The following is a 12516-nucleotide window of genomic DNA, read 5'->3' as shown; positions in this document are numbered from 1 at the left end:
CTCCACTGTCGACGGTAGGGCTGGACAACGTCGATCTGCCACTCGAAAAAGATTCTCGTGGTTCGGCGATGAGTTCTTTCGGCGCGCACCGTCTGTATGAGTGCTACCTGTAGCCGAGATCCGGGAGAGCCTCATGACCGCCAGTTCCGCCGTCACCACCGGCACCCTCGTCGTGCCGGACGCCCGTCTGTACTACGAGGTCCGTGGTGCGGGACCACTGCTCGTCCTCGTCGGCGCCCCGATGAACGCCGCCTCGTTCGCCGCGGCCGCCGAACATCTCGCCACCACCAATACCGTCCTCACCACCGACCCGCGTGGGCATTTCGGCAGCCCCCTGGACGACCCGAACCAGGACTCGACGGTACTCGCCCGTGCCGGAGACCTCGCCCAGCTCATCACCCACCTCGACGCGGGCCCGGCCGTGGTGTTCGGATCCAGCGGTGGCGCGGTCACCGCGCTGGCCCTGGCCCAGACCAGCCCCGACCTGGTCACCACCGTCGTCGCCCACGAACCGCCGCTGCGCGAACTGCTCCCCGACGCCGAGGCCCAGCGCACACTCACCGAGGACATCGTCGCCACCTACGCCGCCGGCGATGTGATCGGTGCCTGGCGGAAGTTCTTCGCCCAAGCCGCCATTGCGATCCCGGAACCGATGCTCGAACAGATCTTCGGCGGCGACCGCGATCCACAACAGGTCGCCAGCGAACGTTTCTGGTTCGCCCATGAACTGCGCCCGACCACCTCCTGGGTACCGGACCCGCCGGTGCTGCGTTCGATCCCCACCCGGGTGATCATCGGGATCGGCGCCGAGTCCACCGGTCAGTTCTGCGATCGCACCTCGCGGGAACTGGCATCGGCGCTCGGCGTCGACCCGGCTCTGTTCCCCGGCGACCACACCGGCTTCGTCAACGACGCCGTCACCTTCGCCGCCCGCCTGCAAGAAGTACTCGACGAGCCGTGAGCGTGGTTGCTCGCGCAGGCGCGGGCCGGGGGAGAAGATGCGAGGCATGAGCGAATCACAGGACTGGAACAGCAAGATCATCGCCGAGTTCCGAGCCAACGAAGGGCGCGTCGGCGGCCCCTTCGAGGGCGCGCCGATGGTGCTGGTGCATCACCGAGGGCGGCGCACCGACCGGCGACTGGTATCGCCGATGATGTACCTGGCCGACGAGAACGACCCGAAGCTCCTGTACGTCTTCGCGTCCAAAGCCGGTGCCCCCACCAATCCCGACTGGTACTACAACCTCACCTCGGCGGGCGCGGCCGACGCCGAGGTCGGCACCGAGACCTTTCCGGTCACCGTCACCGAAGTGACCGGCGAAGAACGCGACCGCCTCTTCGCCGAGCAGGCGCGACGGTATCCCGGTTTCGCCGAATACGAGGAGAAGACGAAGGGCATCCGTACCATCCCGGTGCTGGCGTTGCGCCGGAACTGATCGAATGAGGTAGCGGGGCAGGGCGACCGGACCGCCAGCCCCGCTACCGGAGACCGAGGCGGTGGTAGTACCGCAGTCCAATGTGCGAGCGGGTTCGGGCTTCCTACCGTTCGATCATGCGTCTTCGAATCCTCACCGTGCCGATCCTCGCCGCCGCGCTGGGCTTGTCCGCCTGCACGACCAGCGCGGCCGAGACTGCCGCCCCGGCTCGCGTGGACAGCGTGCGGGCCGACCTCGACGCGATAGTCGGCTCAGGTGCCGTCGGGGCCGTCGCCACGCTCACCGAGCGCGGAGCCGGCACCGTCGTCGCTTCCGGACTGGCCGATGCGGCCGCGGCGACCCCGATCGGTACCGATGTTGCCCACCATATCCGGGTCGGTAGCGTCACCAAATCCTTCACCGCCGCGATCGTGCTGCAGCTGGTAGCCGAACATCGCGTCGACCTCGACCGGTCCATCGACACCTATCTGCCCGGATTGCTCACCGGTGTGGGCGTGGACGGCAGCGCGATCACCGTCCGTCAGGTCCTGGGCCACCGCAGCGGCCTGCCCGAGCCTGCTCGGTCCCCGGAGCTCGACGAACACCAAGCGGCGAAGAACGGCCGCACCTTCACTCCGGCTCAGGAGATCGCCCTGGCTCTGGAGCATCCGGCGAAGTTCGCGCCCGGCAGCCGATTCGAGTACACCAACATCAACTACATCGTCGCGGGCATGCTGATCGAAGCGGTGACCGGGCATCGCTACACCGACGAACTGCGCGACCGCATCCTGACACCGCTCGGCCTGTCGAACACCTACCTGCCCGCGACCGGCGAAACCGGACTGCGCCAACCGCACCCGACCGCCTACACCACCGTCGACGGGACGCTCACCGACACGACCCTGATGGAACCGTCGGTGCCATGGGCATCGGGCGCCCTGGTGAGCACCGGCGCCGATGTGAACCGGTTCTTCCTCGCGCTGCTGGCCGGTCAGGTCGTGCCCCAGCCGCAACTCGCGCAGATGCTCGACGGCGTCGACATGGGCAACGGGGACGGCATGTCCTACGGTCTCGGCCTCGGGTACACCCAACTACCGTGCGGTGCGCAGTATGTCGGCCACATCGGCGGCGTCGCGGGCTTCTCCACTGTCGCGGGTGCCACCAGGTCCGGCCTCGCGGTCACCATCGCCTACACCGGCGAATCGTCCTCTGTCGATCTCGGCGGGATGCTCACCCACGCACTGTGCGACTGAATCCCTCGCCTCTTCGTCAACGCGGTGATGGCACACGATGCAAGTCCGCATCGTGTGCATCGACAATCGCGTCACGACATCGCTCGCCCACCGTCCGCAGTGCCGCGACGAGCTCAGGTGGGCAGGTGACGGTGAATCCGATGTCCAGGGCGTGCGGTAGAGGTCGGTGGCCACCGGTCATGGCCGGGGGCCGTCACCGGCTCGATGCCACGCGGCACCGATCTCGCTCAACCGCTCGACGGCGTAGGTGGGGTCGACCAGTGCCTCCGGGGTGTGGATGCCCGGTGCGGGTCGGTCGCCGCGCAGGCCGAGCAGCCGTTCGGCGCCGAGCGCGATCCCGAGTGCGGTCAGCGGCCGCTGACCGTCCCGATGGACGAGGTACCACGTTCTGTCGAGCGATTCGCCGCTGCGGCCGATTCCGGCGAGCTCGATTCGGATCTCGACGGAGGCAGGTTCACCGCGCCGCCGGCTCAGGGTCGCACCGACCGCGAAGTCGACCCGGACGTTCGGTGCGCCGGTAGCGAGGGCCAGGCTGGGCACGTCGAGAACCGGGATGCTCTGGCCGGGCAGGGCGGTGCCGTCGACGGTGTGGACGTCGGCTTGTGCGTCGGCCTCGGCGAGCCAGGTGAAGACGCCGTCGCGGCGCACGAGACCCGCCGTCGTGACGGCCGACCAGCGTTCCAGGTCGGCGATTCCCGCGGGTCCCCCGGTGTCGGTGTCATCGAGTGCGACGCCGACTCGGACCGTGTCGACCCGGTCGAACTCGCGCGTGGCATCCAGCGCGGCGAGAACGATGATTCCGGCCATCAGATGGCTGGCGACCAGAACCGGTGCAGCACTGGACTTGTGCGCGCCCGCGACGATCTCCGGGCCGATGTCGAGGAGGCCGCTGGAGATGCTGAGGTAGGGCAGGCCGCGGTCCTGTGCGTAGTGCAGGCCGTTGAGACGGTCGTCCCACAGGGTCGTCACGACCGCCGAGTAGCCGGCCTCGGCGAGACCGAGGTCGCGGCGGGACAGATCGATCGTCACCGCGGTGGCGGTGCCCAGGCTGTCGGCGACCCGTTGCGCACGACCGAGATCACGTCCCGCGATGGTCAACGGCAGAGTCGGATGCCATCGGCGCAACAGAGCCGCGGTGTCCGACCCCGCCTGTCCCGACCCGCCCAAAATCAGTACCGATTGCGTCATAGTGCATTCCTCTCCGTTAAGCTACAAGTTGTAACTTACTCTTTGTAGCTAAGCTGTGGGCATGGCGCAAGGGAGGACGATGACCGCACGATCTGGCAGATTGGCCAAGCCGGCCAGGCGCGAGCAACTGCTCGACACCGCCTTGACGCTGGTGCGCGAACACGGCACCGATGGCCTGACCTTGGCCACGCTCGCCGAAGCCGCGGGCGTGAGCAGGCCGATCGTCTACGACCACTTCGGCACCCGCCCCGAACTGCTCCTCGCGCTCTACCGCCAACTCGACGAACGTCACCGCCTCGCCTCGGAACAAGCCGCCCGCGACGCCACCCCCACCGTCGGCGAGATCGCCCGCGTCATGAGTGCCGCCTACTTCGCCTGCGCCACCGACATGCCCGAATTCGACGCGATTTCCGCCGCCCTGAAAGGCAACCCGGACGTGCAGGCGATCCAGCACGACATGCTCGACAGCTACCGCGACTGGATGGCAGCCACCCTGCACCCGTTCTCCGCACTCACCGCCACCGCACTGCGACTACGCTGCGTCGGCGTGCTCGGCGCGGCCGAAACACTGGCCGCAGAACTGAACCGGGGCGCGACGACACCCGAGGAAGCGATCTCGGCACTGACCGATCTGATCGTCGGTAGCATTGGTGCGGTCGAGCGGCACTGACGGGGGAAACGGGTGGGCATCGAACCTGAAATCCTTACAGGCGCTGGTGTTGTGCGCGGTCGGTGGGAGGGCGCTGTCGCGGTCTTTCGGGGGATCAGCTATGCGGAGCCACCGGTTGGAGCACTGCGGTTCGCGGCGCCGGTGCCTGCGCGGCGGTGGCAGGGCGTTCGGGACGCACTGGTGTTCGGCCCTCCGGTGCCCCAGGCGCGCAATAGCGGTTCGGTGATGTTGTCGGTGTCCGGCTCGACCGATGACGGATCCGAGGACTGTTTGACCCTGAACGTCTGGTCACCCGACCTCGGGGCCGCGCAACTGCCGGTGATGGTGTGGATTCAGGGCGGCACCTACCTCGAGAACGACACCGCCAACCCGCATTGCGACGGTGCGCTGCTCGCAGCGGCCGACGTGGTGGTGGTCAGCATGAACTATCGAGTCGGCGTCGACGGTTTCGCGCGCATCGCCGGAGCTCCGGACAATCGCGGCATCCTCGACCAGATCGCTGCTCTGCGCTGGGTCCAGGACAACATCGCTGCATTCGGTGGCGACCCCGCCAACGTCACCGTTTTCGGTCAGTCCGCGGGCGGTGCGTCGGTCGGTGCGCTGCTGGTTATGCCGATGGCGGCCGGACTGTTTCACAGGGCGATCAGCCAGAGCATGCCCGGCACCTACTTCACTCCGAGCCTCGCCGCCGCGATCTCGACCACGATCGCCGCACAGCTCGGTGTCCGGGCCACCGTCGAAGACCTCGCCCTGCTGCCGCCACGCGCACTCACCGACGCCACTACCGCGGTGATCGCCGCGATGCCCGAGTTCGTCGATGTCTGGGGCCCGATGGCACTCACGCCCACCCCGTTCTCCCCTGTTGTCGACGGTGAGATATTGCCGTGCGCGCCGTGGCGTGCGATCGCAGGCGGTGCCGCACGCGACGTCGACCTGCTCATCAGCCACACCCGTGACGAGTACCGGCTCTACACATCTCGCCCCGGCAGCGAACCGGCACCGTCGACCATGACCGCCGCTTTTCGCCACCTCGCACCGGGCGGGGATGGTGACAGGCTCTACCGCGCCGCCTATCCGGAAGCGACATCCGGCCAGCTGTTCGAAATCCTCAACTCCGACTGGCTGTTCCGGATGCCGAGCCTGCATCTGGCCGATGCCGCGCACGCCGGCAGCGGACGCGTCTGGCTGTGCGAACTGGCGTGGAGCTTCAACTCACAACAGGGCGCCGCACACTGCCTGGACTTCCTGCTCGTCTTCGGCACCCTCAGTCCCGACGAGGTCCGCGCCCACCCCTTCGCCCATCCGAACGCCGCGAACGAAATGCCCGATCTCGCCGACCGCATGCGTAGCGACTGGGTGAACTTCGCTACCTCGGGCAACCCCGGCTGGGCGCCCTACGATCCCCAAGCGCGAACCACGCGCGTCTACCACGCCGAACCCATCACCCAGCCCTACCCCGAGGAACACTCTCGCCGCATCTGGTCCGCCCACCTGTTCGACACGCTGGACCTCCCGAGCTGAAGCATCAAGCCCGGCTGCGCCTTCCGTGGCACGCTCGGCCGCTAGGTTGAACCAGTGTTCACTGCCAATGGAATCCCGGTCGGTACGGGGCGCAGGTTGATCGCGCCCGCTGTCGATCTGTACGGAGCGTGGCTCGCCGCGCATATCGAGTGGGGCCCCGGTGTTCATGAGGACGGTTTCGGCTTGTTACCGAGTGACGACGTCGACTCGGTGGCGGGATTCGAGCGCTGGATCGCGCGGCTCATCGCCACGTCAGCGAAGGGACGGGACGGGCGTTGCTCGTATCGCTGGATAGTCGAGGATGATCGCGTGCTCGGCGGGATCGCCTTGCGGCACGGGGACGGTGACCTTGTGCGGAGGGTCGGGCATGTCGGTTACGGGATCCGGCCGTCCGCACGCCGACGAGGGCTGGCTACATGGGCGTTGGGGGAGATCATCGCTGAGGCGCGAGTGGCCGGGATGGATCAGGTGCTGGTCGTCTGCGCTGCCGACAATCTCGGGTCGGTGAAAACGATCGAGCGATGTGGTGGCGTTCTCGAAAGCATCCAGGACACCGAACTCGGTCCGGCTCGGCGATATCGGATCACGGTCGGGGAGTCACGCGCGTAAGCGCATCGGTGGGAGGGTCGCCGGGTCCCACGGCGTGACTATCGGCGGCCGAAGTGTTCGACGAGGCCATTGTGTGATCTCGCCATCCTCGAGTTGTTATCGGCGTTTGATCGTGGCGAGCCAGGCGGACGTTGTGTCGGCGAATCGTGTTCGCAGATGCTCGGGGGCGACGTTGGTGAGGCGCCAGGCGGGGTTGTCATCGAAGGGTGCGGCGAGGGCTTGACTGGTGACCGGGTGCGGTCCGGTGTCGGGCCCGGTGTCGCTGAAGCACAACACGTACAGGGTCCCGCCGGAGTCGGTGACCGATGCCAGGCTTGCCACGTACTCGGTGCGTTCGGACGCGTCGAAGGTGTGGAACAGGCCGCAGTCGAGGACGGTTTCGAAGCGGCGATACAGGCGCTGGAGGTGTAACGCGTCCGCCATCGCGAAGGCCACGTCGATCCCACGATCGTCGGCTGCTTGCCGGGCGGCGGCCAACGCTGTTTCGGCCACGTCGACGCCCAGCACCGGCAACCCTCGGGCGGCGATGAACAGGGCGTTGTCGCCGGTGCCACACCCGACATCGAGAACCGGTCCGCAGAACCCACCCGCTTCGGCCAGCCGCACGACAGCGGGCTGCGGGGTGCCGATATCCCAGGGCGCGGGGCCGTCGACATAGGACGCGTTCCACGATTGACCCGCTTCGCGTTCGTGACTGGTCGGTGGCCGGGAATCGGGCTGGGAAGTCGGCGTCATCAGTGGATGAACTGGTTGGAGCGGTCGGCGAGGTCGAGAACCGGCTGGGGGAACAGGCCGAGCAGGACGGTGGCGCCGGCGCTGAAGGCCACGACCAAGGTGGTGGAAAACGGGGCGGTCACGATGGGCGCGTCGGCTGGCGGGTCGGTGAAGAACATCAGCACGATGACCCGGACGTAGAAGAACGCGGCGATGGCGCTGCAGAGGACACCGACGATCACCAACGCGGTGTAGCCCGCACCGGAGGCAGCCGCGAAGACCGCGAACTTGCTGACGAATCCGCTGGTGAGCGGCAGACCGGCGAAGGACAGCAGCAACAGGGCGAATGCCGAAGCGAGCCACGGGGATCGGCGGCCGAGGCCCGCCCACTGCGACAGCGCGGTCGCTTCGTCACCGGAGGCGTCCCGCACCAGGCTGACCACCGCGAACGCGCCGACGGTGCCGAGACCGTAAGCCAGTAGATAGAACAGCACGGCGGCCACACCGGCGCTGTCGGCGGCGACGATACCGACGAGCAGGAAACCGGCGTGCGCGATCGAGGAGTAGGCCAGCATGCGCTTCACATCGGTCTGAGTGATCGCCATGATCGCACCGACGACCATCGTGGCCACCGCGACCGCGGCGAGCACCGGGCGCCAATCCGAACCCAGCGCACCGACTCCCACCATCAGCACCCGCATGGTCGCCCCGACGGCGGCGATCTTGGTGGCAGCCGCCATGAACGCGGTGATCGGTGTCGGCGCGCCCTGATAGACATCGGGCACCCACGCCTGGAACGGCACAGCGCCGATTTTGAACAGCAGCCCGACTGCGAGCATGCCGATACCGAGCAGTGCCAGGGTCGCGTTCTCGGGCTGCTTGTCCAGTGCCGCGCCGATTCCCGGCAGCGACACGGTGCCGGTCTGCCCGTAGAGCAGCGCGACACCGTAGAGGAAGAACGCCGAGGAGAACGCACCGAGCAGGAAGTACTTCATTGCCGCCTCTTGCGAGAGCAACCGCCTGCGGCGTGCCAGCCCACACAGCAGATACAGGGGCAGCGACAGCACTTCGAGCGCGACGAACATCGTCAGCAGATCGTTGGACGCGGGAAACAACAGCAGACCACCGACCGCGATCATCGTCAGCGGGAACACCTCGGTGGTCGAGACACCCGAGCGCACCGCGGCGAGCTCGTGCGCGCTCCCGGGCACCGCGGAGGCTTGCGGCGTGAACGCGTCGACCCCTCGGTCCGACGCGGCCGCCGCCCGGCTCCACGTGCCGGGCCCGCTGCGCGCCCGCGGCACCGCTCCACGCTCGGCGATCAGCAACAGGCCCAGCAGCGAGATCAGCAGGATCGTGCCCTGCAGGAACAGCGTGACCCCGTCGATGGCGACCGCACCCACCACCGCGGTGCCCTCGGATCCCGCGAGCAGCACCACAGCCACCAGCGCGCCGACCAGACCCGCCACTCCGAGCACCAACTGCGTCGGATACCGGTAGGGCCGTGGCACGAACGCTTCGACGAGCACACCCACCACGCCGACCCCGAACACGATCAGCATCGGGGCGAGCAGGTGGTATTCGATGCTCGGTGCGGGCGCGATGGCCGCGAGCTCGGTGATGGTCACGGAGTCCGTCCTCATTTGTGGCCGCCTGCGGGCGGGGTGGCCGCACCAGCTTCGGGAGCGGGGACCGTCGGAGCGGGATCGTGCTTACCGATCGTCGAGAGGGTGTGCCCCACCGCGGGATCCACCAGATCCAGGATCGGTTTCGGATAGAACCCGAGCACCAGCAGCGCGACCAGCAGCGGCACCACCACGGCCAGCTCACGCGGCACCAGATCACGCAGGTGTTCGTTGCCCTTCTTCAGCGGGCCGGTCATCAACCGCTGATACAGCCACAGCACGTAGAGCGCGGCCAAGACCAGTGCACCGGTCGCGATCACCGCCGCCACCTGGTACTTCGGGAAAGTACCGACGAGGACCAGGAATTCGCTGACGAACGGCGCAAGGCCGGGCAGCGAGAGCGTGGCCAGGCCCGCGAGGAAGAAGGTGCCCGCCATGACCGGGGCGACCTTCTGCACGCCGCCGTACTCGGCGATCATCCTGGTGCCGCGCCGGGAGACGAGGAATCCGGCGATGAGGAACAGTGCGGCCGTGGACAGTCCGTGGTTGACCATGTACAGCGTCGCCCCGGATTGGGATTGGCTGGTCATGGCGAAGATGCCGAGGATGATGAACCCGAAGTGCGAGATCGAGGTGTAGGCGATCAGTCGCATCACATCGGTTTGGCCGATCGCGAGCAGCGCGCCGTAGAGGATGCCGATCACGGCCAGTGTGATCACCAAGGGCGCGAAGGTGTCCGATGCCAGCGGGAACAACAGCAGGCAGTAGCGCAGCATGCCGAAGGTGCCGACCTTGTCGACCACCGCCATCATCAGTACCGCGCTGGACGGGGTGGCCGAGACCGCCGCGTCGGGCAGCCACGTGTGCAGTGGCCACAGTGGCGCCTTCACGGCGAAGGCGAACATGAACCCGAGGAACAGGGCGTTGAGAACCGCTGTGCTGCCCCCGAGTTCACCGCTGTTGGCCGCGGCGACCACGACGCGCAGATCGAAGGTTCCCGCCGACCCTTCACCGAGGCCCGCCTGGGCGGTCAGCACGTACAGCCCGATCACCGCGGCGAGCATGATCAACCCACCGAAGAGGTTGTAGAGCAGGAACTTCACCGCCGCGCGCGAGCGTTGGGCGCGGACCGCGGCGTCGGTGGTGCGGGTGCCGAAACCGCCGATGAGGAAGTACATCGGGATCAGCATCGCTTCGAAGAACACATAGAACAGCAGGATGTCGAGGGACAGGAACGAGATGAGGACCATCGACTCGACCAGCAGCATCAGTGCCATGTAGATATGCGTGGTCTTGCGGCCGTCGCCGGTGGCGGTGTCGTCGTGCCAGCCCGCCAGGATCAGCAAGGGCACCAGCACCGCGGTCAGCAGGACCAGTGCGGTGGCGATGCCGTCCAGGCCCAGGGTGTACCCGACGCCGAACGCCGGAATCCATTCGTGGGATTCGACGAATTGATACTGGGCACCGCCGGGCTGGAACCGCACGGTCAGTACGACGGCCAGTGCGAGCACGCCGATCGAGACCGCGAAGGCGATGCCGCGTGCCACCGTGCGGCGGGCGGCGGGCACGACGAGTACCACGCCCGCACCGATCGCGGGGGCGAGCCAGAGTGTCGTCAGCCAGGGAAACGAGTTCACCAGAACCTCACCGCCAGCAGGGCGGCGGCCACCAGGGCCGCGCCGGTGAACATGGACAGGGCGTAGGAGCGCACGAAACCGGTCTGTACCTTGCGGATTCGCGCCGACAGCCCGCCGATCGAGGCGGCGGTGCCGTTGACGATCCCGTCGACCCCCTTCGCGTCGAGGAACACCAGCGCCCTCGTGAGGTGACGGCCGGGGCGTTCGAAAACGGCTTCGTTGATCTTGTCGCCGTAGAGATCGTCACGTGCGGCCCCGGTCAGCACGCTGACCGGCTCCGGGGCGATGTCGGGGATCGAGCTCTCGGCGTATTTGCGGTAGGCGATGGCCACACCGATGGCGACCGCGGTCAATGCCAGACCGGTGACCACCGCCGCGGGGATCACGGGCTCCGCGTGATGGGAACCGACGACGGGTTCGAGCCAGTTCACCAGCGACGAGCCCCAGACGAACAGGCCACCGGCGAAGACCGATCCGAAGGCGAGCAGGATCATCGGCCCGGTCATCACCGCGGGTGACTCGTGCGGGTGGGTGTCCGGCTTCCAGCGGCGCTCGCCGAAGAAGGTCATCAGCATGACGCGGGTCATGTAGAACGCGGTGAGTGCGGCACCAATTAGAGTGACCGCCCCGAGCAGGATTCCGGTGGATCCACCGTGGTCGAAGGCCGCCTCGATGATCTTGTCCTTGGAGAAGAACCCGGACAACGGTGGCACTCCGATGATCGCGAGATAGCCCAGGCCGAAGGTGATGAACGTGATCGGCATCAGCGTGCGCAGTCCGCCGTAGCGGCGCATGTCTGTTTCGTCGTTCATCGCGTGCATCACCGAGCCGGCGCCGAGAAACAGTCCGGCCTTGAAGAAGCCGTGGGTGAGCAGGTGCATGATCGCGAACGCGTAGCCGGCCGGGCCGAGGCCGACGGCCAGGATCATGTACCCGATCTGGCTCATCGTCGAGGCTGCCAGGGCCTTCTTGATGTCGTCCTTGGCGCAGCCGATGATGGCGCCGAACAGCAACGTCACCGCACCGACGGCGATCACCGCTGTGCGTGCGTTCGGCGCGAGGTCGTAGATCGGGTTGGCGCGGGCGATCAGGTACACACCGGCGGTGACCATCGTGGCGGCGTGGATGAGCGCCGAGACCGGAGTGGGGCCTTCCATCGCGTCGCCGAGCCACGACTGCAGCGGCACCTGCGCGGATTTGCCGCAGGCAGCCAGCAACAGCAGCAGGCCGATCGCGGTGAGTGTGGCTTCACTCGCGCCCGGTGTCGCCGCGAACACGGTGCGAAAGTCGAAGGAACCGAAGGTCGCGAACATGACCATCATGGCGATGGCCAAGCCCATGTCACCGACCCGGTTCACCACGAACGCCTTCTTGGCTGCCGTTGCCGCCGAGGGCTTCTCGTACCAGAAGCCGATCAGCAGATAGGACGCCAGGCCCACGCCTTCCCAGCCCAGATAGAGGACGAGGAAGTTGTCGGCCAGGACCAGCACGAGCATCGCGGCCAGGAACAGGTTGAGATAGCCGAAGAACCGGCGCTTGTCCGGATCATGACTCATGTAGCCGATCGAGTAGAGGTGGATCAGTGACCCGACTCCGGTGATCAGGAGCGCGAAGCAGATCGACAGCTGGTCCAGTTGCAGGCTGAACCCGACCTGCAGATCACCGACGGGCACCCAGTTGAACAGTTCCTTGTGCACGGCGCGGTCGGCGTCGGCGCGGCCGAGCATGCCGAAGAACGCGACAACGGCGACGACGAATGAGGACAACGCGGCCGTCGTGGCCAGGTAGGAGCCCCAGCGGTCGGTGAGGTGGCCGAACACGAGCAGGATGATCGCGCCTGCGAGCGGGAGGGCGGGCAGCAGCCACAGCGTTGCGGTACCCATG

11 protein-coding genes are annotated in these 12516 nt (G+C 67.3%); 6 read left to right on the top strand and 5 right to left on the bottom strand.

All coding sequences use genetic code 11. The features are described from left to right. Positions 1–133: 133 nt before the first annotated feature. The 3 genes from ACFWFP_RS08385 (at position 134) to ACFWFP_RS08375 (ending at position 2668) form a co-directional block, all read left to right on the top strand. The gene (locus tag ACFWFP_RS08385; RefSeq protein WP_379294044.1) at positions 134–961 is read left to right on the top strand and encodes an alpha/beta fold hydrolase; all 828 of its coding nucleotides are present in this window, start codon (positions 134–136) and stop codon (positions 959–961) included. Between the two features lie 46 nt (positions 962–1007). Beyond that, positions 1008–1436: a nitroreductase/quinone reductase family protein gene (locus ACFWFP_RS08380; RefSeq protein WP_379294043.1), complete on the top strand. Its 429-nt coding sequence runs from the start codon at positions 1008–1010 to the stop codon at positions 1434–1436. A gap of 116 nt (positions 1437–1552) precedes the next feature. Beyond that, the gene (locus ACFWFP_RS08375; RefSeq protein WP_379294042.1) at positions 1553–2668 is read left to right on the top strand and encodes a serine hydrolase domain-containing protein; all 1116 of its coding nucleotides are present in this window, start codon (positions 1553–1555) and stop codon (positions 2666–2668) included. A 177-nt stretch (positions 2669–2845) separates the two neighbouring features. Here the strand turns inward: ACFWFP_RS08375 and ACFWFP_RS08370 are convergent, their stop codons facing one another. Then, the gene (locus ACFWFP_RS08370; RefSeq protein WP_379294041.1) at positions 2846–3856 is read right to left on the bottom strand and encodes a saccharopine dehydrogenase; all 1011 of its coding nucleotides are present in this window, start codon (positions 3854–3856) and stop codon (positions 2846–2848) included. 79 nt (positions 3857–3935) lie between these two features. Here ACFWFP_RS08370 and ACFWFP_RS08365 point away from each other — a divergent pair, with 79 nt between their 5' ends. From ACFWFP_RS08365 to ACFWFP_RS08355, 3 genes are read left to right on the top strand one after another with little or no spacing between them, the layout of a single operon-like run. Next, a complete protein-coding gene (locus ACFWFP_RS08365; RefSeq protein WP_379294040.1) occupies positions 3936–4526 on the top strand; it encodes a TetR/AcrR family transcriptional regulator in 591 nt (196 codons plus the stop codon). A 12-nt stretch (positions 4527–4538) separates the two neighbouring features. Continuing rightward, positions 4539–6047 (top strand): carboxylesterase/lipase family protein, encoded by a 1509-nt coding sequence (locus tag ACFWFP_RS08360; RefSeq protein WP_379294039.1) that lies wholly within the window; start codon positions 4539–4541, stop codon positions 6045–6047. Between the two features lie 54 nt (positions 6048–6101). Continuing rightward, the gene (locus tag ACFWFP_RS08355; RefSeq protein WP_379294038.1) at positions 6102–6656 is read left to right on the top strand and encodes a GNAT family N-acetyltransferase; all 555 of its coding nucleotides are present in this window, start codon (positions 6102–6104) and stop codon (positions 6654–6656) included. Between the two features lie 96 nt (positions 6657–6752). Here the strand turns inward: ACFWFP_RS08355 and ACFWFP_RS08350 are convergent, their stop codons facing one another. Genes ACFWFP_RS08350 through nuoL form a run of 4 tightly spaced genes read right to left on the bottom strand, consistent with a single transcriptional unit; the run spans position 6753 to position 12515 of the window. Further along, entirely contained in the window at positions 6753–7391 is a 639-nt protein-coding gene (locus ACFWFP_RS08350; protein ID WP_379294037.1) for a class I SAM-dependent methyltransferase, read from the bottom strand. After that, on the bottom strand, positions 7391–9013 hold the full coding sequence (gene nuoN / locus ACFWFP_RS08345; RefSeq protein ID WP_379294036.1) for an NADH-quinone oxidoreductase subunit NuoN: 1623 nt from the start codon (positions 9011–9013) through the stop codon (positions 7391–7393). Before nuoN ends, ACFWFP_RS08350 begins: the two co-directional genes overlap by 1 nt. After that, positions 9010–10632, bottom strand: a complete 1623-nt coding sequence (locus tag ACFWFP_RS08340) for an NADH-quinone oxidoreductase subunit M (RefSeq protein ID WP_379294035.1) — start codon at positions 10630–10632, stop codon at positions 9010–9012. Before ACFWFP_RS08340 ends, nuoN begins: the two co-directional genes overlap by 4 nt. Continuing rightward, positions 10629–12515, bottom strand: coding sequence for an NADH-quinone oxidoreductase subunit L (nuoL, locus tag ACFWFP_RS08335; protein WP_379294033.1), 1887 nt, complete (start codon positions 12513–12515; stop codon positions 10629–10631). The genes ACFWFP_RS08340 and nuoL overlap by 4 nt, the downstream gene beginning before the upstream one ends. Position 12516: the final 1 nt, after the last annotated feature.

It is taken from the genome of Nocardia sp. NPDC060249 (genome assembly GCF_042728755.1).
In the GTDB taxonomy this organism is placed as follows: Bacteria; Actinomycetota; Actinomycetes; order Mycobacteriales; family Mycobacteriaceae; genus Nocardia.
Note: the sequence above shows the minus strand (reverse complement) of the source record. Positions and strands in the feature narration are given on the sequence as shown.